23 protein-coding genes are annotated in these 24,085 nt (G+C 37.2%); 14 read left to right on the forward strand and 9 right to left on the reverse strand.

Annotated features, from left to right (window positions below; translation table 11 throughout):
- Positions 1 to 181: 181 nt before the first annotated feature.
- The 7 genes from helD (at position 182) to Q0371_RS05625 (ending at position 10,562) form a co-directional block, all read left to right on the forward strand.
- On the forward strand, positions 182 to 2,368 hold the full coding sequence (gene helD / locus Q0371_RS05595; RefSeq protein ID WP_298469264.1) for an RNA polymerase recycling motor HelD: 2,187 nt from the start codon (positions 182 to 184) through the stop codon (positions 2,366 to 2,368).
- Between the two features lie 146 nt (positions 2,369 to 2,514).
- Positions 2,515 to 3,750, forward strand: coding sequence for an MFS transporter (locus Q0371_RS05600; RefSeq protein WP_298469267.1), 1,236 nt, complete (start codon positions 2,515 to 2,517; stop codon positions 3,748 to 3,750).
- Positions 3,751 to 4,595: 845 nt separating this feature from the next.
- Positions 4,596 to 5,552: an ABC transporter permease gene (locus Q0371_RS05605; RefSeq protein ID WP_169359283.1), complete on the forward strand. Its 957-nt coding sequence runs from the start codon at positions 4,596 to 4,598 to the stop codon at positions 5,550 to 5,552.
- Positions 5,539 to 6,495 carry an iron chelate uptake ABC transporter family permease subunit gene (locus Q0371_RS05610; protein WP_169359282.1) on the forward strand — a complete coding sequence of 319 codons (957 nt, stop codon included), beginning with the start codon at positions 5,539 to 5,541 and terminating at the stop codon, positions 6,493 to 6,495. Before Q0371_RS05605 ends, Q0371_RS05610 begins: the two co-directional genes overlap by 14 nt.
- On the forward strand, positions 6,492 to 7,256 hold the full coding sequence (locus Q0371_RS05615; RefSeq protein WP_169359281.1) for an ATP-binding cassette domain-containing protein: 765 nt from the start codon (positions 6,492 to 6,494) through the stop codon (positions 7,254 to 7,256). Before Q0371_RS05610 ends, Q0371_RS05615 begins: the two co-directional genes overlap by 4 nt.
- 219 nt (positions 7,257 to 7,475) lie before the next feature.
- Positions 7,476 to 8,516 (forward strand): siderophore ABC transporter substrate-binding protein, encoded by a 1,041-nt coding sequence (locus Q0371_RS05620; protein ID WP_298469270.1) that lies wholly within the window; start codon positions 7,476 to 7,478, stop codon positions 8,514 to 8,516.
- 387 nt (positions 8,517 to 8,903) lie between these two features.
- Positions 8,904 to 10,562 (forward strand): hypothetical protein, encoded by a 1,659-nt coding sequence (locus tag Q0371_RS05625; RefSeq protein ID WP_298469273.1) that lies wholly within the window; start codon positions 8,904 to 8,906, stop codon positions 10,560 to 10,562.
- 37 nt (positions 10,563 to 10,599) lie between these two features.
- Here the strand turns inward: Q0371_RS05625 and Q0371_RS05630 are convergent, their stop codons facing one another.
- Complete coding sequence (locus tag Q0371_RS05630; RefSeq protein WP_298469276.1) at positions 10,600 to 10,869, reverse strand: spore coat protein; 270 nt, start codon at positions 10,867 to 10,869, stop codon at positions 10,600 to 10,602.
- Positions 10,870 to 10,931: 62 nt separating this feature from the next.
- Positions 10,932 to 11,135, reverse strand: coding sequence for a spore coat protein (locus Q0371_RS05635; RefSeq protein ID WP_169359275.1), 204 nt, complete (start codon positions 11,133 to 11,135; stop codon positions 10,932 to 10,934).
- A gap of 150 nt (positions 11,136 to 11,285) precedes the next feature.
- On the opposite strand from Q0371_RS05635, the gene Q0371_RS05640 reads away from it, so the two are divergent.
- The 3 genes from Q0371_RS05640 to Q0371_RS05650 all read left to right on the forward strand — a co-directional run bounded on the left by Q0371_RS05640 (position 11,286) and on the right by Q0371_RS05650 (position 13,546).
- Entirely contained in the window at positions 11,286 to 12,053 is a 768-nt protein-coding gene (locus Q0371_RS05640; protein ID WP_298469280.1) for an SDR family NAD(P)-dependent oxidoreductase, read from the forward strand.
- Positions 12,054 to 12,132: 79 nt separating this feature from the next.
- Positions 12,133 to 12,954: a phytoene/squalene synthase family protein gene (locus Q0371_RS05645; protein ID WP_298469283.1), complete on the forward strand. Its 822-nt coding sequence runs from the start codon at positions 12,133 to 12,135 to the stop codon at positions 12,952 to 12,954.
- Between the two features lie 151 nt (positions 12,955 to 13,105).
- Positions 13,106 to 13,546 (forward strand): cell wall hydrolase, encoded by a 441-nt coding sequence (locus Q0371_RS05650; RefSeq protein ID WP_169359273.1) that lies wholly within the window; start codon positions 13,106 to 13,108, stop codon positions 13,544 to 13,546.
- A 294-nt stretch (positions 13,547 to 13,840) separates the two neighbouring features.
- Here Q0371_RS05650 and Q0371_RS05655 read toward each other — a convergent pair whose 3' ends face one another.
- The 5 genes from Q0371_RS05655 to Q0371_RS05675 all read right to left on the reverse strand — a co-directional run bounded on the left by Q0371_RS05655 (position 13,841) and on the right by Q0371_RS05675 (position 17,871).
- Entirely contained in the window at positions 13,841 to 15,175 is a 1,335-nt protein-coding gene (locus Q0371_RS05655) for an NAD(P)-binding domain-containing protein (RefSeq protein WP_298469288.1), read from the reverse strand.
- Between the two features lie 71 nt (positions 15,176 to 15,246).
- Entirely contained in the window at positions 15,247 to 15,693 is a 447-nt protein-coding gene (locus Q0371_RS05660) for a MarR family winged helix-turn-helix transcriptional regulator (RefSeq protein WP_298469291.1), read from the reverse strand.
- An 89-nt stretch (positions 15,694 to 15,782) separates the two neighbouring features.
- A complete protein-coding gene (arsC, locus tag Q0371_RS05665) occupies positions 15,783 to 16,202 on the reverse strand; it encodes an arsenate reductase (thioredoxin) (protein WP_298469294.1) in 420 nt (139 codons plus the stop codon).
- Positions 16,203 to 16,221: 19 nt separating this feature from the next.
- Positions 16,222 to 17,517, reverse strand: a complete 1,296-nt coding sequence (locus Q0371_RS05670; protein WP_298469297.1) for an arsenic transporter — start codon at positions 17,515 to 17,517, stop codon at positions 16,222 to 16,224.
- An 18-nt stretch (positions 17,518 to 17,535) separates the two neighbouring features.
- A complete protein-coding gene (locus Q0371_RS05675) occupies positions 17,536 to 17,871 on the reverse strand; it encodes a metalloregulator ArsR/SmtB family transcription factor (RefSeq protein WP_298469300.1) in 336 nt (111 codons plus the stop codon).
- 137 nt (positions 17,872 to 18,008) lie between these two features.
- On the opposite strand from Q0371_RS05675, the gene Q0371_RS05680 reads away from it, so the two are divergent.
- The gene (locus Q0371_RS05680) at positions 18,009 to 18,434 is read left to right on the forward strand and encodes a GatB/YqeY domain-containing protein (RefSeq protein WP_298469303.1); all 426 of its coding nucleotides are present in this window, start codon (positions 18,009 to 18,011) and stop codon (positions 18,432 to 18,434) included.
- Positions 18,435 to 18,756: 322 nt separating this feature from the next.
- Here Q0371_RS05680 and Q0371_RS05685 read toward each other — a convergent pair whose 3' ends face one another.
- Positions 18,757 to 19,950 carry a class I SAM-dependent rRNA methyltransferase gene (locus Q0371_RS05685; protein ID WP_298469306.1) on the reverse strand — a complete coding sequence of 398 codons (1,194 nt, stop codon included), beginning with the start codon at positions 19,948 to 19,950 and terminating at the stop codon, positions 18,757 to 18,759.
- Between the two features lie 186 nt (positions 19,951 to 20,136).
- Here Q0371_RS05685 and Q0371_RS05690 point away from each other — a divergent pair, with 186 nt between their 5' ends.
- Together Q0371_RS05690 and recQ are read left to right on the forward strand one after the other, a co-directional pair.
- Positions 20,137 to 20,376 carry a hypothetical protein gene (locus tag Q0371_RS05690; protein WP_251555282.1) on the forward strand — a complete coding sequence of 80 codons (240 nt, stop codon included), beginning with the start codon at positions 20,137 to 20,139 and terminating at the stop codon, positions 20,374 to 20,376.
- Positions 20,377 to 20,416: 40 nt separating this feature from the next.
- A complete protein-coding gene (gene recQ, locus Q0371_RS05695) occupies positions 20,417 to 22,183 on the forward strand; it encodes a DNA helicase RecQ (protein ID WP_298469310.1) in 1,767 nt (588 codons plus the stop codon).
- Here the strand turns inward: recQ and Q0371_RS05700 are convergent.
- Positions 22,168 to 22,389, reverse strand: coding sequence for a DUF2187 family protein (locus Q0371_RS05700; protein ID WP_169359263.1), 222 nt, complete (start codon positions 22,387 to 22,389; stop codon positions 22,168 to 22,170). The genes recQ and Q0371_RS05700 overlap by 16 nt on opposite strands.
- Positions 22,390 to 22,637: 248 nt before the next feature.
- On the opposite strand from Q0371_RS05700, the gene Q0371_RS05705 reads away from it, so the two are divergent.
- Entirely contained in the window at positions 22,638 to 24,074 is a 1,437-nt protein-coding gene (locus Q0371_RS05705; RefSeq protein WP_298469314.1) for a DEAD/DEAH box helicase, read from the forward strand.
- Positions 24,075 to 24,085 lie beyond the last annotated feature (11 nt).

A 24,085-nucleotide genomic window follows, 5' to 3' on the forward strand; every position in this document is an offset into this window, starting at 1 on the left:
GCCTTGAGGTAACTCTTATAAATTTTTGCTTATTTGCATAGACTATAAAAGGCAGGGACACTAGTGTCTCTGCCTTTCTTATATATTCATTATAGCAGATTTATTTTTTTATTATAAGACTGCAAATTGTTAGAATTTTTTGTAATAATACATAAGCATGCTATGTCAGGGAGGTTAGTGGATGGAAAAACATATTTGGGATGAGGAACAGCGACATTTAACCACAGTAGTTGAAAAGCTAAAGGGACATATAGATGTTCTTCAAGTTTTTCTTAAAAAACAAAAAGGTGAACTAATAGAAGAGCGGCAATCCGTTTCAAAGGAGTTCTCAGATTTGTCTGATGAACGTGGAATTGATTTTGCAACCATACTACCTACTCTCAAGGAAAAAGAACTACGTTATATCCATGTTAATGATGTGCTTTCTAAGTTAGAGCTACTCTATAAAAGTGCCTATTTTGGACGAATTGATATAGAGGATGAACAACTGGAAAGCCTTTATATTGGACTCGCTACGTTTGGTGAAGAAGACACAGGTGATATTATTATCCATGATTGGCGTGCCCCTATATCCAGTCTGTTTTATGAAAATAAGTTAGGTGAAGCGTTCTACCAAATTCCTAGTGAAGAGATAGTGCCCGTCCAGATCCAAAGACGCCGACAATTTAAAATCTCCTACGATAATCTTTTACAAATATTTGATGCAGACATATATATCGGTGATGAGGTGCTACAAAGCCTTATGACGGATACGGCAAAACAAAAGATGAAGAGTATTGTGACGACCATTCAAAGTGATCAGAATGCAGTTATTCGTTCAGAAAGTCATCATAATATGATGGTGCTAGGACCACCGGGAAGTGGAAAGACATCTGTAGCTATGCAACGCATCGCTTATCTTCTATATCAATACCGCAGGACACTTTCCGCCAAAAATATTATGCTTATTTCCCCAAGCGATTTGTTTAATGATTATATTTCTAATGTGTTACCGGAATTAGGAGAGGAGAATGTCGTCCATTCTACCTATTATCGTTTATATAAAGGCATGAAGCGCCTTCCATTAGTGGCAGAGACCTTTTATGAAAATGTAGAGCGGCTACAAGAGGCCGACTTGATACATCAGGAAAGCTTTTACTGGAAAAACTCAAATGCTTATGCAATTCATCTCGTACAATACCTACAGGATTTAGCAATGGCCGGCTTACCTTTTTACACATTAAGTATTGGTAAGAAAGTTTTTATATCAGCTACAGAGCTGCAAGAATTGTTTTATCGAAAATATACAAACTTGGAAATAGACTTCCGTTTAAAAAAGATTCGTAATCACTTGATGCCTAGGTTAAGGGAATGGAAGGAACAGGCGATTTTGAGGAGATACGAGGAGCTTAGGGGAGTCGACCAATACATCGGTGATGACGAGTATTTAATGAGACAGAGTAAAAAAGAGATAGAAAAGCAGTACTCACCCCTCCATAGTGCAATAGAAGAACTGGGATTCGTTAACATCATGAAAATTTATACGGGTTCCATTAGGAGTATGGATACAACGGAGGCTAAAAAAGTCTATGAATTAACGATTCGACAAATAAAATCCAAACAACTTTTTTATGAAGATTTAGGTCCGCTTATGTATATACAAGCTAAAATCAAAGGAATTGACAGAAACCTAGACATCAAGCATATTGTAATCGATGAAATACAGGACTATTCATTTCTTCAGTTTAAAGCTATTCAGCAGCTTTTTCCGAAAGCTCACTTTACCTTGCTGGGAGATAAAAACCAAGTAGTACATCCAACCGAAAAAGATCATATACCAAGGGAGCTTTCCGATATATCTATAGTAGAACTTAACAAATCATATCGTTCTACGCATGAAATTACAGATTTTATGAGTGCTGTTTTAAAGCAAGATAAGGTCCTCTCGCTAGGAGTGAGTGGGAGAAAGCCATTAGTAAAAAAAGTGGATAAGGAGCAGCGGCTAACGGAAATAAAAGCAGTGGTAGATTCTTATTATGAGACCAACACCTCTTTGGTTATATTATGTAAGGACATGGCAAGCTGTCGGATGCTCTATGAGGAATTGAAGAATATCATTCCCTCTATTCAACTAATATCACAGGAACAAAAGGTATATATGAAAGGGATATTAATCATGCCAGGATACATGGCAAAGGGGTTTGAATTTACGACTGTATTAATAGCAGACGCTGACCAATCGGTTTACGATGGGCCCAATGACAAGTTTCTTCTCTACACGATGGTCTCGCGAGCAACCAGAAACTTAATTATTTTCTATCGTATAGAGCTTACGGATGCTTTGAAACAAATCCAAAAGGACTTATATCTTACGGAAACCTTAAAATAAAACAAAGAAACCCACCTGTATCTGACTGTAAAGGTGGGTTTCTTCGGTCAAAGGTATGAGGATGATTTAAGACCATTGGCTGAATGCAATCTATGTCAATTCCCTTACATTAAGAATAGTAAGAATATTTGAAGGGGTGTTTGACGATGAAAAATTTATATCAAGACTCAAGATTTTGGCTGATCATATTGGCTAATATAGCTTCCTCTATAGGCTCAGGAATTACAATGATAGCAATTCCCTGGATGCTCGTGACGAGTGACGACGGTAACGCAGTATTCGGTTATATTACGATTTCAATGACTATCATTAGTTTTATCATAACGCCCTTTGTTGGCTCGTTAGTAGATAGAATGTCCAGAAAAAAGTTACTGTTAATTAGTGAAATAGTTTGTTTAGTTGCCTTATTGTTTTTCACTTCCATTGGATTCTTGGGCTTATCCTATGAAATTTGGCATTACACACTAATTTATATGATTGGCAGTCTGTATTACACTATTTTTTATCCAACCATGTTTGCGATGAATCAGGAAATTTTTCATAAGGATCAGTATAAATCTTTAAACGGGACGATGGAGGTACAGGGGCAGCTTTCTAGCATGATAGCTGGAGGAGTAGCTAGTATTTTGTTAATGAAATGGGATTTACATTTTATTTTACTATTAGATGTTTTGACTTACGGAGCAGCTATTTACTTCTATGTTAAACTTCCTTATACCAGAGCGAAACGATCAGAAGCAGAGAAGGAAGAGAAAGGTAGAGCTTGGGATGGGTTAGTTTATATGATGGGACGTCCAGCCATGTTCGTTTTTTTGGTATTTGCCTTTATGCCCTTTATAGGAGTTATGCTGACGAATTATTTGTTTCCTGTTTATTTAGTGGAAGTACTAGAGGCGGATGCTAGCGTTTATGGCTTAGAAGGAATGATATATGCTGCTGGAGCAGTGCTAGCAGGGGCATTTGTTCCGATGCTTGCGAAAAAACTAGGAAATGAGAAGACTATTATATTAGGAGTGCTTATTTATACCGTTGCCATTTCTTTGATTGTTTTTGTAGAACTACCTGTATACCTATCGTTAATGTTGTTTTTAGCTATCGGAAACAGTGGGGCTCGAGTAGCGAGAAATTCGTTCCTTATGGATCAAGTTCCGAACAAGATTATTGGCAGAGTTGATAGTTTGTTCCGTTCTATTGGCTTGCTCATCAGAATTTTATTGCTTGCACTTTTTACAGGAATGGTCTCTTCCGGATTAATTATCATATGTTTCTATATATTAAGTGGACTATTGGTCGCGTCGGCCTTCATGGTTACAATTAGCTGGAGGAAAGGCTTTTCGGTAAGAAATAAGAAAGCTATTTGTATAGAGGAAGTCAGTCTGTAAACAGATGAGTCATGAAGTTCTATAGGTAATCTACGAAACTTAATAAATAAATCAATAGAACTGCTCTTTCGTAAGGTGGAATATGAAGAGCAGTTTTTTCATATTCTCTTGATAGTGAAATGTAGAGGAATTTTAAAAATATAAGCTTAAAGTTATTCGTTGATTTTGACTAACAATTTTTTATGGTGACTGTAAACATTATAAAAAGGACATTCCAATTACTATTAAAATCATAAAATAGATGACGAAATTGGGTTGGTGACAGTTTTTCAGCTTCGCTTATGCGAGTAAATTTATTAGCGCTTTATCGATCCTAAACCTGATCCCATTTATTGCTTGGAGTGCCAGACATCGACTCCTACGGGATGAGTGAGATACATAAGACAGCATAAATACGCGCTAGCGATGAGTGATGGCTTATCGCTACCCCGAGGAAAGCGTCCGGCTGGTGCGAAAAATCAATTCTACTCTCTGATCTAAGATTTCTTTGCATCATCAATCAACCCAACCCTTTAATATAGCCAAAATATAAACAGTAATTTACAAAGAAGCTTCTATATAACCCGAATTTAATCTTTTTTATAATTTTGCCTGCTGGAAGCTATTAGGTCTAAAAAACTAGGATTCTCAGGTTAATATCCTACCCTAAACTATATTGTAAAACATATGTTTATAAACTAACGTCAATTCCATAATTTTAGAGTACAAAGAATTGTTGAAATTAACAATGTAATTAAGTAGTACATGTTGATTTTACTATATTCGTTGTTTATAATGGAAGACGACTCAATAATGATAATCGTTATCAACAAAGTTGAGAAATATATTTTTTATGGGGATTACAAATGAGATTATGGATATTAGTAGTAGCAACTATTATCCTATCCTTTATTTCGCTATTTATAGGTGCCATTGATATAAAACCGAGTGATCTGCTTGATTTGGACTCCCAGAAGACCCAAATCTTTGTAATGAGTCGATTGCCACGTTTAATGGCAATTATTTTAGCTGGTGCAGGAATGGGTATTGCAGGCTTAATTATGCAAAGTTTAAGTCGGAATAAGTTCGTATCACCGACAACGGCCGGTACGCTGGATGCAGCAAAACTAGGTGTCATAGTTTCGATGATATTCTTTACAAATATGTCTTATATGGGACAAATTTTCTTTAGTTTTTCATTTGCACTAATCGGTACGTTTATTTTTATGCAATTGCTTGAGCGTATTAAATTCAAGGATGTTATGTTCGTACCCTTAATTGGTATTATGTATGGTAATATCATTGGTGCCATTTCCACATTCTTAGGATACGAAGCAGATGTCTTACAAAATGTAGATTCCTTCTTCTTAGGAAGCTTTACACTAATTGTCTCTGGACGCTATGAATTACTATACGTAGCCGTACCTGCCATTATTATAGCTTATATTTACGCAAACAAATTCACTGTAGCAGGTATGGGTGAGGACTTTGCAAAAAACTTAGGTTTAAGTTATCGTACAGTATTAAATATAGGTCTTGTTATTGTAGCAATTATTTCTACAACGGTCGTTTTAACAGTAGGTATTATACCGTTTTTAGGTTTAATCGTACCGAACCTTGTTTCTTTGTATTTAGGAGATAATTTACGCAAGACAATCCCGCATACTATTTTCATGGGAGCAGCATTCTTACTCGCATGTGATATTATCAGCCGACTAATAGTTCATCCCTATGAGATTCCGGTAAATACAACAGTTGCCGTAATCGGCAGTGCGATCTTCTTAATTATGTTGTTTAGGGGGAAAGCATATGCGAAAAAATAGTAAGAAGCTAATTATTTTGGCTGTTATTGCATTAGTATGTATGGCATTGTTTGCATTTTATAATATTCAAGGCGGCTTTAGTTATGCCTTTCCAAAGCGTGTAGAACGTTTAGCTGCAATGGTAATCACGGGTACTGCAATTGCATATGCAACGATTATATTCCAGACAGTAACACATAATCGTTTATTAACACCATCCGTAATGGGTGTTGACTCTATGTATGAGGTAGTACAAACGGTGATTTACTTTACAGCAGGCTCTGCCTCTTTATTCGTCGTAAATCGTTATTTGAACTTTAGTGTATCGATTATGGCAATGATCATTTTCGCGGTGCTTTTATATCGTTTCTTATTCCGAGCAGATAAGTATCCAATCTTCCTTCTCTTATTAGCAGGTATGATTATTGGGACTTTGCTAGGAAGTCTAGTGACATTTATGCAGGTCATCATTGATCCTGTTGAATATGAAAGTTTACAAGCTCGGTTGTTTGCAAGCTTTATGAATGTGAAAACCGAATTATTACTAATTGCCATGGTTATACTAGGACTGGCATTTTTGTATGGCTCTAGGTTATTAAAAGATTTGAATGTTGTTTCGTTAGGTCGAGACAATGCCATTAACCTCGGTGTTAACTATGACAAGATTGTTCTACAAGTTTTGATTTTATCTTCTGTGTTAATAGCTACTTCCACAGCTCTAGTTGGTCCTGTTACATTCCTAGGACTAATCGTAGCGAACGTAGCTTATCAATTTTTAGATACGTATAAGCATTCTGTACTAATTGTTGGAGCGAGCTTGATTAGTATTATCGGCCTTGTCGGAGGACAATTTATCGTACAGCATGTGTTTCATTTAAATACAACTATTAGTGTCATCATTAACTTTGTCGGTGGGATTTACTTTATTTACTTATTACTAAAGGAAAGTAGGAAAGCAGCATGATAGAAATTAAAGAGCTTTCTAAAAGCTTTGGGAAAAAACCGGTCGTTGAAAATGTAACACTAAAAATACAACCAAAGGCAATCACTTCTTTTATTGGACCAAATGGTGCAGGTAAATCCACATTGTTATCCATGGTAAGCCGCCTTTTAGATGCGGATACAGGGGAAGTATTTTTAGATCAAACGGATGTAAAGAAAATGAAATCGAATAACTTTGCAAAGCGTGTGGCTATTTTAAAGCAGGCCAACCATTTAAATATCCGTTTAACAGTACGTGAGCTTGTTGCTTTTGGTCGCTATCCTTATTCCAAAGGACGACTAAATGCAGAGGACGAGAAGTTGGTAGATCAAGCGCTGGAGTATTTAAATTTAACAGATATGCAAGATAAGTTTTTGGATGAGTTATCAGGTGGTCAAAGGCAGCGTGCTTTTATTTCCATGGTAATTGCTCAAGATACGGAATATATTTTATTGGATGAGCCGTTAAACAATCTAGATATGAAACATTCCGTACAAATCATGAAAATCTTACGTAAACTTGTAGATGATTTAGGAAAAACTGTCGTTATTGTATTACATGACATTAACTTTGCTTCTGTTTATTCTGATCGTATCGTTGCACTGAAAGAGGGGCGCCTTGTAAAGGATGGTCCAACACATGAGATTATCAATTCTGAAGCATTACGTGATGTCTACGATATGGATATCCCAGTACAAGTGCAGGATGGTTGCCGTATTTGCGTATACTTTAATTCTCAATAACTTTGTAGACGAAAGGTTTCTTTTAGTTTGTAATCAGTAGATTCCATGTACGTGCATAAGTCAGACACTTATGCACGTGTTTCATGAGGCTAAATGAGAATGATAATTAATTGCAGAAATCAGTTGACAAATTTTGAGGGTTTCATTTAAACTAGAGTTAGAAATGAAAATGATAATCATTTTCAATTAAAGTAAGTATATTTTAGGAGGAAAAGAAAGATGAAAAAATGGAAGTTTTTAACTGCAGTTGCAGCTTTAACATTAATGCTAGGAGCATGTAACTCAGATGATGATTCAGCAACTGGTGAATCTACAGAGAAAGATTCAACTTCAGCAGCAACTGACACGGCTGAAAAATCTGCATTTCCAATGAAAATATCTTCTTTGACAGCTTCAAGCGAAGATGAAGAAAAAGGTACAACAATTACATTTGAAGATGTAACTTTAGATAAAATGCCGGAGCGCATTATCACTTTAGATTACGGTTTCTTAGATACACTTGATGCACTTGGAGTAGAGGGAATTGTAGGAATCGCAGCGAACGGTGGTAAAGGTAATATCCCACAACACTTAAAAGAAAAATATGTTGTTGACGGTGTAGCTGATGTTGGTACGCTAAAACAAATCGACTTTGAAGCGGTAGCAGCTGCTGAACCAGATGTTATTTTCATCTCAGGTCGTCAAGCACCATTCTATGAGGAATTAAAAGAAATTACACCAAATGTAGTATTCATCGGTTCTGACAATGAAAATTATATTAACGCTGTAAATGAAACAGTTGACTTAGCAGCTCAAATCTTTGATAAAGAAATTGAAGCTGAAAAGCTAAAAGCAGATCTACAAGCAAAAGTGGATGAAGTGAAAGAAAAAGCAGCAGGTTATGAAAATGCATTAGTAGCAATGTACAATGACAAAAAAATCTCTGGTTTCGATAACGGAGCAGATTCTCGTTTTGCATATGTGTACAATGACTTTGGTTTCAAACCAGCAACTACTGATATTGAGGCATCATCTCATGGTTCAGATTTCTCTTATGAATCGGTTCTTTCTGTAGATCCAGAAGTTTTATTAATAATTGACCGTACTGCTTCTGATGTAGATGCAATTAAAGCAGATATTGAAAATGATATTATTAAACAAACTCGTGCTTACAAAGAAGGAAAAATTGTGTACCTAGATGGTGTTAACTGGTACTTCTCAAGCAATGGTGTAACAACAGAAACAGAAAAATTAGATGAAATCTTAAATGAGTTAAAATAATCTCCTAAAAAGATTCTTATCATAACCAAATAAACCCTATAAGATAGACACTTTGAAAAAAAGGTCATCTTATAGGGTTTTTTTAGTAGTGGGGTTTGCGATAAGCCATCACCCATCGCCCATCGCTAACGCGCGTGGTTGTGATGGCTTATCGCTCACCCCACGGAAAGCGTCCACCGAAAGCGGGAATCAACTACACCCTATTTTCTTAAACGGATATACATTTTTTATTTCTGTTGAATATAATCAGTGGTCAAGTACTATGTGGAAATTTATTGAATTAGCCTCCGGAAATGTCAAAAGAGAATTCAATGAAGGATAATGCTTGAAACCATTTCTTCTTTCAACCGTATAAAGAAGTAGAAAAAAAGAAAGAAGGATGGATAAATGGCTTTTGTATTTATTATTTCAGCCGTAGTCGCAGTAGTCACTGCATTATTAGTAGTCCCACTTGGCGGCGATCGTAAGGATAAAGTGTCTTCTATTGCTTTACTTGCAATCCTAACGTTCGTTGTAGTCGCAATCATATATTATGTAACAAATTTAGATAGAAACTGGACTGCCCTATGGCCGTGGCTAGTATTGATCACCTTTGCAGGAACGTTTTTGGCAAGAGGTGTAGAACAAAAGGTAAAAGGTATCCTTTTACTAGGAAGCTTAGCTTTAGCAATTTATATGCTATCAGCACCTGTGTGGAATGCTGATAAAAAGTATGAAGTAGCAAAAATGGATGAAGAAGTTGAAATTGAGGCATTCGATGAAACAAAAACACCAGCGAGTGTTCCTCCTAAGTTTGCGCGTAACAAAATGAAGAAGGCATTTGGCCAAGTACCAGATACAAGCTACTATGAATTAGGTAATTTACAAATTCAAAAGGTAGATGGCAAGTACGTATATATCGCACCGGTAGAATTTTCAGGATTTTTTAAATGGTGGAATGGGGATGTCACTCCAGGTTATTTTACAATGAGTGCAACTGATTCAGCGGATAATCCTAAATTTGTGAAATCCCAAATGACCTATACACCATCGTCATTTCTTCATAAAAACTTAGAAAGACATATGCGTATGAAGCATCCGACTAAAATTTTCTATGGAGATGCCCAATTAGAAATTGATGAAGATGGAAAACCATACTATATTCGTTCATACGGTAAATTTATCACTGCACGTAATGGCTTTGATGTAGAGGGGATCGTTGTTGTAGACCCAGCTACAGGTCAAACGGAATCATTTGCTTTAGCAGATGTACCTGAATTTATTGATGGTGCTGTTTCACCAGAAACTGTAAGCTTACAAAACAGTTATTATGGAAAATATGTACATGGTTTTATTAATAGCTTGATCGGTAAAAAAGAAGTGAAGCTTCCTTCAGACGAAGGGACGGAGGCTAATGTAAGTCCTATCTTCACTGAAAACGGAGAAATGTATTATTTTACAGATTTCACTAGCCCTAAAGAAGGCGTGGACTCTATGCTGGGTTACTCCTTAACGGACGGTCGAACTGGTAAAGCTACCTATTACACTGGTAACCTAGAGGATTCCTATATGGACTCACAAGGTGCACTTCAAATTATTGAAAAGAAATTTATAGAAAAGAAATGGTCTGGTGAGATGCCTGTTCTCTATAATTTTTATGGAGAAGCAAGCTGGCTAACACCAGTATTAGACTCAAACGGGTTTCTACAAAACTACTTTATCGTGTCAGCAGCAAACCCGGAAATCTCTGTTTACGGGAATACGCCAAATGAAGCGTTAAAGCTTTATAAAACAGCTATTCAGCGTGGCGGAAGCACTGTAGACGGTAGTTCTAGCGCCGAGGAAAAATCAGTGTCTGGTACAGTAGTTCGTGTATTTAAAGAACGTGTAGGAGACTTCACGCAAGTATCGTTCCTACTAGACAATAAAGCAAATTACATTGTCTCGTCGGAAATGGCACCATTCGTTGTATACATGGAAGTGGGCGACAAGGTACAGGTGAAATATTTAGAGACTGGCGAGCTATTCTTACCAGTGAAGGAAGTAACGATAGAGGGAATTGAGTAGTGCTATAAAAAAGGGATTTGGAGTTATCTCCGAATCCCTATTTTTTCGCTAAATTTAAGGCAATATCAGCTTTTTCTAAGTCATGCTCCATTTGTTCGTTTAAATCATACGCATGATACATTTCATTTTTAATCATGTATTGTGCGATTTTATCATGTGTATCAATGGCATTATCCAACTCACGACGCAGTAGCTTCTTAACAGAAGGAGTCGCCGTCTCGGTAATTGCAGTAGCTAGGTTTCTAACAGCTGCTTTGGAAGTAATTAATAAATCAGTCGCAATTGCCATGTCGTCAATCATTGCCATTTCTTGTTGTTCTGTTTTTGTTTCCTCTTTTTTAGTAGCTATTTTAAATTCCTCCTAATTAATTATTTGCTTGCGTCTGCAAGGACTTTTCTTAAATCCTTAATAGCCTTTGTAGAAAGCTCTAAGTCTTCCTCTAAAATTTCTTTTAATTTTTTATCTTGTACTAAATCCATAAATAATTTACTTTTTGCGACACAAGAAGTTTTAAAGATTAACACCTCGTGCACCTCTAGTTGTTCGTGCAATGCCAGTTCTTTAGTAGCCATTTGAAATCCTCCTATGCAAGATTATTTTGTTTTAAATCATTTACCCCCTTTTATTTCTTTAAATCCTAAAAATTTTACTTGAAATAAATTTCCATCTTTCATTTAAATAGAAAGGGAGAAGGATATTTGAAAGGGGACAGAAGGAAGGATATGCTAATAGAAGCAGTAGTTAAAGGAGGAGAAAAGATGGACGTATTTATCGTAACTGGATCCACTAGCGGGATCGGACAAGAGCTTGTAAAACAACTTATAGATAAAAATAAGAGAGTATTTGGTATTGCAAGGGGAGAAAGTAAGCTTGAACATCCTAATTATCATCACGTTCTATTTGATTTAGCAACAACCGAAAAGGTAGCAGAAACTCTAGAAGAGCTGTTGAATAACGTGATAGAAGAGGCAACATCGTTGACCCTTATCAATAATGCAGGAACCATTGAGCCAATTGGGACAGCTGGAGAGATAGATTCTAATCTAGTGGCAAAAAGCATTGCGGTAAACCTCACTGCACCTATGATATTAACTGGAACGTTTATAAGAATGACAGAACAAAAAGAAGTTCCGAAAAAAATTATGCAAATTTCTTCTGGCGCTGGTCGAAATGGGTATGAGGGATGGAGCAGCTATTGTGCTGGGAAGGCAGGACTTGATCGTTTTACAGAAGCAGTACAGCTCGAGGAATCGAGGAAAACAAATGGTGTAAAGCTAGTATCTATTGCTCCGGGAATTATTGATACGAATATGCAAGGGAAGATTCGGGATGCCAAAGAAAGTGAATTTGCGTTAGTAAATAAATTTAGAGAGTATAAAGTGACTGGTCAGCTAAGTAGTGCAGAGGAAGTTGCATCCAAGCTGATAGGTTTTTTGGTAAGTGATCAATATTATACTAGTGAAGTTGTAACAGATTTACGACAACTGTAAGGAGTCATTTTATCTTTTAGGTAAAATCCGATACAATAGAGGGTATAGAATCTTGAACGTGAAATGGAGGCGCCTAGTTGTGCGTGAAGTAGCAACATTACAAAAAGAAGCAATGGATATGCTAAAGAAAACAAGCAGAACCTTTTATATTCCAATTACTTTTTTAGAGCCCACTCTGAAAAAGGCGGTTGCTTCTGCATATCTTTGTATGCGTGCAATTGATGAGATTGAAGACCACGAAACATTGGATGCACTAGTAAAACAACATTTATTGTTCGAAACTAGCAAGATGCTTGTAAATGGTTTTGATAAAAAAGAATATGAACTGCTTGTAGCTCCGTATCAGGAACAATTACCAGCAGTTTCCCTCCGACTTGGCGACTGGCTTGAAATCTGTCCAACTGATTTAGTGGCTACAGTTAAGACCTATACCGCTGAAATGGCAGAAGGAATGGCGAAGTGGGTAGAGAAGGAATGGCAAGTAAAAACAAAAGAAGACCTAGACGAGTATACCTACTATGTAGCTGGGCTTGTTGGAGTAATGCTTTCTGATCTATGGAAGTGGAATGCAGATATTGAAACCGACCGCGATTTAGCGATAGCGTACGGGAGAGGCTTGCAAGCAGTAAACATATTAAGAAATAAAGACGAAGACAAAGAGCGAGGGGTACAATTCTTCCCCGAGGGATGGACACGAGCAGATATGTTTGAATATGCGGAGGACAACCTATCTAAAGCAGACGAATATATAAAAAGCATCAACCGTAAAAGCATCCTACTATTCTGTAAGCTACCGCTTGCGCTAGCTCATAAAACGTTAAAAGCACTGAAGAGCGGTAAAGAAAAAATGAGTCGCTCTGAGGTAGAAGAAACCGTAGTTGAAGTACAAGCAGAAGTTTAAAATTGTATAGACTAAAGCAATCTCGAGATGTAGTGTCTCGAGATTTTTTAGTAGGCTGATTTAAAGGAAAAGGTTTATAACCTAAATGAATAGGGAGTATCAAAATGACATAATTCGGGCTTTTATCATATAGTATCTAGGGGGTGAAAAAATGGCTAGAGTTAAATACCGAGATAAAGATGTTGACCTCATGGCAAGGATGATGAGAGCAGAAGCAGAAGGTGAAGGTAAGCAAGGGATGTTATATGTTGGAAATGTAATTGTAAACCGTGCTAAAGCTGATTGTTTAGACTTTAGAGATGTAAGGTCTATTGAGGATGTCATTTTTCAGGTACAAGGGGGCAATTATTCTTTTGAAGCCGTTCAAAAAGGTAATTTATTTTATGAAAGAGCGAGAGGTACTGAAAAAAAGTTAGCAAAGCAGGCTTTGGACTATTGGAGAGAACACCCAGCAAAATATGCATTATGGTATTTTAATCCATACGCTCCATGTCCTCCGACTTGGTATGGTCAACCTTTTTCTGGACAATATAAAGATCATTGTTTTTATGAACCAGCAGCTGGAACATGCGAAAGCGTTTATATAGGCTAGGTTATACAGTATTTTAAATCTGGAGTTTTAGTGGAATTTAATGTTCTTCAATAAGTCTATTTGTAAGACATATTCAGATAAAATGAATATGTCTATTTTTTGAGCATAGTTTTATAAATCACTGGAGATAGATGAAAATATAGCAGTCATTTTTACTTCTACTAAATAAAGTACTTATATTCCAAAAGAAAAACACCTCCGATTGAAAATTAAGGTAGTGTATACCCATTTTTCAACGAAAGATGTTTTTATTTGTCTAATGTAATCCCAGCTAAGATTATATATGAGCAAAGCTTAACAGCAGCTAGAAGTAGGGTCTTGAATATTCACACTGCAAACTCCCGTTTCAGGTAAATCTAACTCTACCTTTTTAGCCGCAGCTATATCTCCAGTTATATAGGCTACAATGGAACGTACTTGCTCGTATCCCGTGGCCATTAGAAAAGTAGGTGCCCGTCCGTAGCTTTTCATCCCAACAATATAATAGTTTTTTTCAGGCTGTCTTAATTCCTCTTCTCCATGGGGGCGAACAGTTCCGCAGCTATGGATATTTGGATCAATTAATGGGGCGATCGCTGTCACGCTTTCAGTTACCGGATCGATATCCAAGCGAATCTCTCTTGTTAAAGAAAAATCTGGTCGACTACCTGTGTTTGCAATAATTTCATCGACGGGAGGTAGAGTGGTAACCTGTCCCTGAGATTCACCCTCTATAATGATTCCATTTTTTGTTTTTGTTAAGTGATGAATAAGAAATGGTGTGAATACCCGCACTTTGCCGGCATCTACTAGTTGGTGTACTTTACTGCCTAATTCACCTCTAGCTGCCAGGGCATCCTTGTCTTCTCCTCCAAATGCCGCTTCTACATTTCTCTTTCTCATAATCCACATGATTTCAACTTTGTCATCTAATTGAGCTAGCTCTAAAATCGAATTAATAGCTGAATGACCACCACCAACAACAGCTACTCGTTTTCCTTTATATTTGTCTAGAGCAGAGCCATGTACATTAGGAATTCCGTAATAAATATGGTCTATTAAATCTTTTTCAGCGTTTGTCCATATGTTGTCGGCATTAATTGGATTGGGGGAAGACCACGTTCCAGTTGCGTCAATAACTGCTCGAGTCTCTAGTCTCTTTAATTGTCCTGCTTGCTCCACGTACAAAATGAAGGGTACATCTGATCGATCGGCAGTTTTCATCTTGTCTAATCCCTTTTTGCTAATGGATACTACTTTCGTGTTAAGCGAAAGTGAAGACTTTATTTCGGGTATTTTTGCTAAAGGCTCTAAATAGCTGCTAATTAGTTCTTTACCTAAAGGAAGATGCTCAGGATTTGGTGCAATCCATCCCTGTTTTTTCAATAATTTCTCCGCAACCTTATCTACATTATATTGCCATGGAGAAAACAAACGTACATGTTCCCAAGAAGAAATATGGTGTCCAACAGTACTTCCAGCTTCAAGAATGATAAAGTGTTCTCCTGCATTTACTAAGTGAGCAGCTGCTGCCAAGCCAATGGGGCCAGCACCGATAATGGCTATAGGTAGTTCTTTGTTTGGTTCAATCTTTTCAGGAGTGGAAGAACAGCATCCTGTGTTAATCGGCGTTAATTTAATTTGATTCATTATAGTAACCTCCAGTAATTTATTTGTAATTTGCAACTATATAATATTTTATTAAGCAAGCTTTTGCTTGCTTAAAGTAACGGAGTACAGCATACAGTGGATTTAGCCATTGCCTGATTTAATAATTGAATGGAGCGTATGACAGTTTCTTTTTCAAACTCATTCATATGTGAAAATACTTCCTCTAAATAATCATTCATCGATTGATCGATTGTGGTAGCGACAAACTTTCCTTGAGTGGTTAAAGAAAGCAGGTACACTCTTTTGTCTTTAGGTGATGGACATTTCTTTACTAATTCCATTTTAATTAATGTTTGAATCTGTCGACTAAAGGTAGTGATATCCACTGCAAGAATATCTGCAATTTGTTGCATAGAACGATCGGGATGTTTATCAATTTCGTATAGAATGTGGCTTTGAATAGTTGAAATATCAACAGAACCTACTGAACAACAATTTTTGTTTAATAGTCCAAAGCGACGCGTCAGTATTTGAAATAGCTCCCGTTTGTTATCCATGTGGTTCACCTCTATTAAAGTATATGGTCATTATTTGTAAAATGCAATTAATTAATAAAAATTTCGAGCGTAAGTGCTCGAAATCATACTTATTCACCCGTTTTCGCGAAGTGCCTAATTCTTTCACCAATCTCATCGCGAACTCGTTGGAAGACGCTCCATATTTCCTCTTCAGATCCTTTTGCTTTAGCAGGATCATCAAATCCCCAATGGACTCTTTTCACATGGGGTGGTGTTACTGGACATTTGTCGGCAGCATCGCCACATAGAGTAACGACTAATTCGGCGTGATGGAGTGTGTCCATCTCAATAAGATCTGAGGTTTGATTGGAAATATTGATATCTACCTCATTCATGGCCTTTATAGCATTAGGATTAAGGCCGTGTGCTTCAATTCCAGCACTTTTTACAATCCATTCGTTACTTAAATATTGTTTTGCCCAACCCTCTGCCATTTGACTTCTGCATGAGTTACCGGTGCATAAAAAGTATATGATTTTGTTGGTCATTGTAGTTTTGCTCCTTTAGTTAATAGGCTAGTAAGGAAAGATATAAGCCCAATAGTGTGATGAATAAAATAGGGACTGTTAACAGGAGACCTGTTTTAAAATAGATTCCCCAAGATATTTTAACGCCTTTTTGAGAAAGGACATGCAACCATACAAGTGTTGCAAGAGACCCGATAGGTGTAATTTTTGGTCCCAAATCAGAGCCAATAATATTGGCATAAATAAGTGCCTCTCGGATTGTACCAGTAGTATTCGTCTCGGCGATTGCAAGTGCATCAATCATTACCGTTGGCATATTGTTCATAATGGATGATAGAAACGCAGCGATGAACCCCATAGACATGGTTGCAGTAAATAAGCCATGTCCAGCAGCAGTCTCAATAACCCCCGCCAAGGCATGAGTCAATCCTGCATTTCCTAGTCCGTAAACAACTACATACATACCAATAGAAAAGAAGACAATATTCCATGGTGCACCTTTAATTACCGTGCGAGTATCGACAACGGAACTCTTTCTTGCCATAACGATAAAAAATATGGCAACCACGCCAGCTACAAATGACACAGGTAACCCTATAAACTCACTTGTGAAATAGCCGACTAATAGAATAGCAAGCACATACCAGGACAAGCGGAACATAGACGTATCTTTTATAGCCTCCTTAGGCTGTTTAAGCATGGTTAAATCGTACGTTCTCGGAATACTTTTTCTAAAGTAAAACAGTAAAACTGTAATAGTGGCAATTAAAGAAAATATATTTGGCAAAATCATTCGAGATGCATATTCTATAAATCCAATGCCAAAGAAATCAGCAGAAACGATATTTACTAGATTACTGACGACAAAGGGTAAAGAAGTCGTATCGGCTATAAAACCACTAGCCATAATAAAAGGAAAAATCATTTTCTCTGTAAAATTTAAGTTGCGAACCATTGCCAATACGATAGGGGTAAGGATCAAAGCAGCTCCATCATTAGCAAAGAACGCCGCAACTACCGACCCTAGCAGACTGACATAGACAAACATTTTAATACCATTGCTTTTTGCTACTCTAGCCATATGAAGGGCAGCCCATTCAAATAGACCAATTTCATCTAAAATCAATGAAATTAGAATGATTGCTATAAAAGACAGGGTAGCATTCCAGGTGATGTCTATTACTGTTAGGACATCATTAAATCCGACAACGCCAACTAACAACGCGACAATAGCTCCTGCGCAGGCAGACCAGCCGATATTCAAGCCTCTAGGCTGCCAAATGACAAAAATCAAAGTAACGATAAAAATAGTTGCTGCTAAAATAAGTGGTGACAATATAGAAACCTCCAATAATTACTTACATGAAATACGTCTTCCTTGTTCCTCTAGCTGTTCCAGGTAAAAGTCTTGATTTGGCAAATGTTCGAGCAAGCCTTGTACGAGTGAAAAGAGCTCCTGATTTCTATTTAGCGAATAAATAATCCATTGGCCTCTTCTAGACTCTTGAACTAAGCCTGCATCCTTTAACTTTTTTAAATGCTGACTAATTGCAGGCTGACTCGTCTTGAAAATCTCCACAAATTCACAAACACAATAATCATGCGATTCCAGCATCTTAAGCATAGTAAGTCTGGTTTTATCACCGAGTAGCTTGAAAATATTCGCAGCACGTTCGATTTCTTGTTCCAAGAGTAATCCATCCTTTATATAAGCGTTTGCTTATATAATACTTTGCTTATATGCTCGGTGCAACTAAATTTTACAGTAGGAGAAGAGGTGGACTATAATAAAATATATGGAACGTAAAGTAGAAGGGAAGTATTTAAATGTTAAAAACAGCAGTATTTGAACAATTGAAGCAAGCGATGCGTGATAAAGATGTGTTATCAAAAGGTGTATTGACTCTTTTAAAAGCAGCTTTAGATAAAGCTGAAAAAGAAAAAGGTGCTACTCTAACGCAAGAAGAGGAAGTAGCAGTGGTAAATCGTGAAGTAAAACAAACGAACCAAGCATTAGATGGAGCCAAAGATGCGGGGCGTGAGGATTTAATTAAAAAAGAGGAAGCGAAGCTAGAATTATTAAAGAGCTTCTTACCTAAACAATTAAGTGAAGAAGAAATTGCTACAGCTCTTACAGAAGCGGGAGTTACTAAGGGAATGAACATGGGGGACGCAATGAAAATTGCTAAACCTTTACTTTCAGGAAAAGCAGATGGAGCAACAATGTCTAAAGTAGTGAAAAGCTTAATCTAAAAAAAGGAGGATTGTGACTCATTGAGTCACGATCCTCCTTTTTATATTTAAACTATTTATGAATTAGGCTCCGGCAGAGAACCTTGCACAAATCGACTGAAACCTTGCAGAGATGGTAAAGAACCTTGCGGAAACAAGTGAGAACCTTGCACAGATCAGCTCAAAGCTTGCGGAAACCGGCAAGAATCTTGCAACAAGAGATAAACCTTGCACAAATCGACTGAAACCTTGCGGAGACCATCAAGAACCTTGCAGTAATCGGAAACCTGCCCTTCCTCTTACCCCATTTGCATATCGAGCCTAAGTAGTGCTTACGATTTTCTTATTTTGCCCGTATGAAAAGTACTTTTAAGTAGTTACCTTCTTTGAAGAGAGGGGAAGTACGGAAATCACTTGGTAACGAGAATTCATCCTCAATGACATACTTTCGATTGCTTTCGTTAAATGCCTTTTCCACAAAGGTCTTAAATTTCTTCATGCCAAAGGTTGCATTGTTTGTGGAGGCAACAATTACCCCATTTTTTTCTGTGATCGCAATGGCATCCATTAATAATTTTGTATAATCCTTAGCAGAACTGAACGTATACTTCTTCGAGCGGGCAAAGCTAGGGGGATCTAAAATAACCATGTCAAAAGATAATTCTTTACGCTTTGCATATTTGAAATAATCGAAGACATCCATCACGATAATATCCTGTTCTTCAACATTAATCCCGTTTATTTCAAATTGCTCTGTCGTTTTACTTAAACTGCGTTTTGCTAAATCGACACTTGTTGTCTTTTTTGCACCACCAGCTGCAGCAAATACAGAAAAAGCACCAGTATAGGAGAATGTATTAAGAACTGTTTTTCCTTTTGCATACTCATCGCGTATTTTTTTTCGAACCTCTCGCTGATCTAGGAAGACTCCAACCATCGCTCCATCGTTTAAGTAGATAGCAAAGTTTTCCCCATTTTCTTTTACTAAGAGAGGGAACTCCCCGCGTTCGCCTTTAACGAAATCGTCGTCTTCTAAGTACTGACCCTTCGTATCAAAGCGCTTCTTCTCATAAATTCCTTTATAAGAAGGTACTGCTGATTCTAAAGCTTTTAAGATTTGCTCCTTAAATGCATAAATCCCTTCGCTGTACCAGCTAAGTAGATAAAATTCATCAAAATAATCGATCGTCAAACCGCCGATTCCGTCACCTTCTCCATTGAAGACGCGAAAGGCAGTTGTATCATCGTTTTCATAGTAATCTTTTCGGTGCTTTAATGCATTGGTAATTTTATTTTGAAAGAAACCAGTATCAATTGTCTCTGCTTCATTTTTAGTAAGCAGCCAACCAATTCCCTTGTTTTGCTTCCCGACATAGCCTTTGCCTATAAACTTTCCGCCAGGATTTCTGAGCTTTAGTATTGTTCCATCTACCAATGAGTCCGTCTCGTGAAAGCCATCCTTCAGTAAAACAGGAACCCCCTTCTGTAAATCTTGTGCTAGAGAGTCTTTTACTTTAATATCTATTTCTTTTTGCATACATTTCATCCTTCTAGTTATGTTTTCTCTATTATCACATAAGCCGCTATATTTAAAAAGGAACGAGGTTCCAGTTAATTAAGTAGCTTATAAATGATTTATTTAACTCGACGTTACACCCTCTTCGCCACATTCTTCCTATGAATTATGATATACTAATCTATATGTCGCGAAAGGAAGTTTGTTTTGAAAAAATCAAAAGTTATCATACCGATCATGGTAATTGTGGTCGTGTTGGCAGCCATTCTTTTATCTCAAGAAGAATATAATGAAGTCACTATTATAAATAAGATTCTTATCGCACTTGGTGCAGCTATTGTGTCCTCTTCCATAGGTTATATCCTCTTAAAACCAGACATCGACAAGGTAGATCCAAAACCATCAGCTAATCATACAGAGAATAAAAAGAAGGGAAGCGGAAAATAATCTGTTTCCCTTTTTACTTCACTAGATAGGAGCGACTAGCATGCTAGAAAATGCAACACAGTTACTACAGGAATATTATGGCTATGACTCTTTCAGAGAAGGACAAGAGAAAGTTATCAATTATGTAATGAATGGCAAATCGAGCCTGTGTGTTATGCCTACTGGAGGTGGTAAATCTCTTTGCTATCAAATTCCCTCTCTATTATTAGATGGGACGACCATAGTAATTTCGCCATTGATTTCTTTGATGAAGGATCAGGTGGATACCTTATTGCAGGCAGGTATACCCGCAACATTCATAAATAGCACATTATCTTCTGAAGAAGTACGAGAAACGATGGAAGAGGTTTTAAATGGCCAATATCGAATGCTTTATATAGCTCCAGAGCGTTTGGAATCACAGGCCTTTTTGAACCAATTAAAAAAAGTGAAGGTACCGTTAATTGCAGTAGATGAGGCACACTGTATCTCTCAGTGGGGTCATGATTTTCGTCCCAGCTACCGTGCGATTCATCGATTAAAGGATGTATTCACGGAACAGCCTGTTGTTCTTGCATTAACAGCAACAGCGACACCAGCTGTACGAGATGATATTTGTCGTCTATTACAAATTCGAGATGAAAATACGGTTATAACTGGATTTGCTCGTTCAAATCTATCGTTCTCTGTTGTGCTCGGACAAGATAAGAATAAATTTTTAAAAGAATTTATTAAAAAGAATGCACAGGAAGTCGGCATTATATATGCAGCAACGAGAAAAACAGTAGATTTGTTATATGATTTATTAAACAAGGCAGGTGTCCAAGCGGCTAAATACCATGCCGGATTACCTGAGGCCTTTAGAAACAAGGAGCAGGAGAGGTTTCTTACAGATGAGGCACAGGTTATGGTTGCTACCAATGCCTTCGGAATGGGAATTGATAAATCGAATGTTCGATATGTTATTCACTATCAGCTTCCTAAAAACATGGAAAGCTATTATCAAGAGGCTGGAAGAGCTGGCCGAGATGGACTACCGAGTGAATGTGTGGTTCTCTATGCATCGCAGGATGTACAAACACAGCGATTCTTAATCGATCAGGCATTAGACCGAGATAGAATTCCTCAAGAATTAGAAAAACTTCAAGGGATGGTAGATTATTGCCATACAGAAAACTGCTTACAGCAGTATATCGTGCAATATTTTGGAGAGCCCAATGGAGAAACTTGTGGTCAATGTGGAAATTGTACAGATTCTAGAGAAATGCAGGACGTTACAAAGGAAGTACAAATGGTTTTGTCTTGTGTGGTTAGAATGGGACAAAGATTTGGTAAGACGATTACAGCTCAGGTGCTAACAGGTTCAGAAAACAAAAAGGTAATAGAGTTTGGATTTCAAAAACTATCTACTTATGGGATATTAAAGGCTAAATCCTTAAAAGAAGTGTTAGGGCTTATGGAGTTTATGATTGCAGAAGGGTTACTTCTAGTGAAACAGGGAAGTATGCCGACGATTTATATTTCGGATGCAGGAAAAGAAGTATTGTTAGGGAAGAGAAAGATCATGCGTAAGGGAGTAGCGGTCACAAAGCAGATTGCTAAGAATGACCCGTTATTTGAAGGGTTAAGAGTGCTTCGGAAAAAAATTGCGGACGAAGCTGGTGTTCCACCGTTTGTTATATTTTCTGATAAAACATTACAAGACATGTGCGTAAAGCGTCCGCAAACCGAAGATGAGCTACTAGATGTACATGGAGTTGGTGCTAATAAGCGTGACAAATATGGTCAAGCTTTTCTAGAAGAAATACTCCGTTATATCACCGTATAGTTTTTATGTGATACTACTGTAAGATTCGAAGGAACATTAATTTTCTTCGCATCCTCCATAGATATTTCGACAATAACAGATTGCTCTAGGATTTTAAAAATAGTACCCTGTACTTCAACATCATTGCGTGTAAAAGAGATCTTCTCATCAATTTTCCGTGCTGCCACGAAAGGTGAAACATCCTTAGGTTGTCGTTGGAAACTCATGTATCTGCCTCTTTTCTAATATATTCACTCACAGAGCGATATAGTAATTATACCACAAAACTGGGTTGAAAATTGTAGTTTAAGATTATTAAAAAGAGATTCCCTACGAATATTGTCGAATTGTAGTTTGGCCAATGACACTAGCACATTTTATGTTTGAGATGACCCCATTTGCACATGATAGAAGTAAGGCAAGAAAAAGAACGCGGAAGATAAATTAGGCTTTAACTAAGAGGAGATTATGCAGAATGCATTTTAACGAATTTAAATTAGATGATAAAATATTGCAAGCAATTGAACAACTAGGTTACACAGAGCCAACAGAAGTCCAACAAAAGGTTATCCCAGTAGCCTTATCAAAGAAAGACATTCTGGTGAAATCGAAAACAGGTAGTGGGAAGACTGCAGCATTTGCCACTCCTTTATGTGAGCTAGTAGATTGGGAAGAAAATAAGCCACAAGCTTTAGTTTTAACCCCAACAAGAGAGCTTGCAGTGCAGGTTCAGGAAGACATCACAAATATCGGTCGCTATAAACGAATTAAAGGATTAGCGTTGTATGGAAAATCTCCATTTGCAAAGCAAAAGCTGGCATTAAAGCAAAAAACACATATTGTAGTTGGAACTCCAGGTCGTGTGTTAGATCATATAGAAAAAGGAACATTGGATGTATCCAAAATAGAATACTTAGTAATTGATGAAGCAGATGAAATGTTAAACATGGGTTTTCTTGAACAAGTAGAATCTATTATAAAACTGCTTCCTAAAAAACGTACGACTATGCTATTCTCTGCAACCTTGTCACAGGAGATAAAAACGTTAAGCGGCAGATATATGAATGATGCGGTATCAATAGAAATAGACGCAGCTGAAGAAGATGCGCCTAAAATTGAGCATTTAAAATATATAGTGAAAGATGACCAGAAGCTAGCCTTCATAGAAAAGCTGACGATTACAGAAAATCCGGATAGCTGTATTGTATTTTGCCGGACAAAAGAGCGTGTAGATCAATTAGTAGACGCATTAGACAATAAAGGCTATACGGCAGATAAGATTCACGGTGGTATGATGCAGGAAGATCGCTTTGAGGTAATGGATGATTTCAGAAAAGGAGAATTCCGTTATTTGATCGCTACGGATGTCGCAGCACGTGGTATTGATATTGAAGATATTACGCACGTAATCCATTATGATGTGCCGTTAGAGCAAGAAAGCTATGTACATCGTACAGGTAGAACAGGAAGAGCTGGCAGAAGCGGAAAGTCGATTATGCTTGCGACTCCTCATGAAGACAAATTTGTAAAAGAGATTGAAGCATTTATTGGCTTTGAAATTCCAACTGGTCGTGAAATTACGTCAGAAATGGTTGCTCAAAACAGAGCAGCGTTTGATTTGAAGATGCAGGAGCAGCCAGAAGCTAAGAAATCAAAAGGCGAGCAGCTGAATGTTAATATTACTAAGCTATATTTCAATGGTGGTAAGAAAAAGAAAATCAGAGCGGTAGACTTCGTAGGGACAATTGCCAAAATCGAGGGAGTTTCTGCTGACGATATAGGTATTATTACTATTCAAGATAACGTTTCATACGTTGAAATTCTAAATGGTAAAGGACCTCTAGTATTGAAAAAAATGAGAAACACAACGATTAAGGGTAAGCTTTTAAAAGTCCATATTGCTCATAAATAAGATATTTAATA

It is taken from the genome of uncultured Psychrobacillus sp. (genome assembly GCF_938022135.1).
Lineage (GTDB): Bacteria > Bacillota > Bacilli > Bacillales_A > Planococcaceae > Psychrobacillus.

Excerpts from the sequence above, each read along its gene's own strand:
- Q0371_RS05605 (WP_169359283.1), top strand. The coding sequence starts at position 4,596 with ATGAGATTATGGATATTAGTAGTAGCAACTATTATCCTATCCTTTATT.
- Q0371_RS05655 (WP_298469288.1), bottom strand. The coding sequence starts at position 15,175 with ATGAATCAAATTAAATTAACGCCGATTAACACAGGATGCTGTTCTTCC.
- Q0371_RS05660 (WP_298469291.1), bottom strand. The coding sequence starts at position 15,693 with ATGGATAACAAACGGGAGCTATTTCAAATACTGACGCGTCGCTTTGGA.
- Q0371_RS05610 (WP_169359282.1), top strand. The coding sequence starts at position 5,539 with ATGCGAAAAAATAGTAAGAAGCTAATTATTTTGGCTGTTATTGCATTA.
- helD (WP_298469264.1), top strand. The coding sequence starts at position 182 with ATGGAAAAACATATTTGGGATGAGGAACAGCGACATTTAACCACAGTA.
- Q0371_RS05615 (WP_169359281.1), top strand. The coding sequence starts at position 6,492 with ATGATAGAAATTAAAGAGCTTTCTAAAAGCTTTGGGAAAAAACCGGTC.
- Q0371_RS05685 (WP_298469306.1), bottom strand. The coding sequence starts at position 19,950 with ATGCAAAAAGAAATAGATATTAAAGTAAAAGACTCTCTAGCACAAGAT.
- recQ (WP_298469310.1), top strand. The coding sequence starts at position 20,417 with ATGCTAGAAAATGCAACACAGTTACTACAGGAATATTATGGCTATGAC.
- Q0371_RS05640 (WP_298469280.1), top strand. The coding sequence starts at position 11,286 with ATGCTAATAGAAGCAGTAGTTAAAGGAGGAGAAAAGATGGACGTATTT.
- Q0371_RS05705 (WP_298469314.1), top strand. The coding sequence starts at position 22,638 with ATGCATTTTAACGAATTTAAATTAGATGATAAAATATTGCAAGCAATT.
- Q0371_RS05600 (WP_298469267.1), top strand. The coding sequence starts at position 2,515 with ATGAAAAATTTATATCAAGACTCAAGATTTTGGCTGATCATATTGGCT.
- Q0371_RS05680 (WP_298469303.1), top strand. The coding sequence starts at position 18,009 with ATGTTAAAAACAGCAGTATTTGAACAATTGAAGCAAGCGATGCGTGAT.
- Q0371_RS05650 (WP_169359273.1), top strand. The coding sequence starts at position 13,106 with ATGGCTAGAGTTAAATACCGAGATAAAGATGTTGACCTCATGGCAAGG.
- arsC (WP_298469294.1), bottom strand. The coding sequence starts at position 16,202 with ATGACCAACAAAATCATATACTTTTTATGCACCGGTAACTCATGCAGA.
- Q0371_RS05620 (WP_298469270.1), top strand. The coding sequence starts at position 7,476 with ATGAAAAAATGGAAGTTTTTAACTGCAGTTGCAGCTTTAACATTAATG.
- Q0371_RS05700 (WP_169359263.1), bottom strand. The coding sequence starts at position 22,389 with ATGAGTTTCCAACGACAACCTAAGGATGTTTCACCTTTCGTGGCAGCA.
- Q0371_RS05635 (WP_169359275.1), bottom strand. The coding sequence starts at position 11,135 with ATGGCTACTAAAGAACTGGCATTGCACGAACAACTAGAGGTGCACGAG.
- Q0371_RS05625 (WP_298469273.1), top strand. The coding sequence starts at position 8,904 with ATGGCTTTTGTATTTATTATTTCAGCCGTAGTCGCAGTAGTCACTGCA.
- Q0371_RS05630 (WP_298469276.1), bottom strand. The coding sequence starts at position 10,869 with ATGGCAATGATTGACGACATGGCAATTGCGACTGATTTATTAATTACT.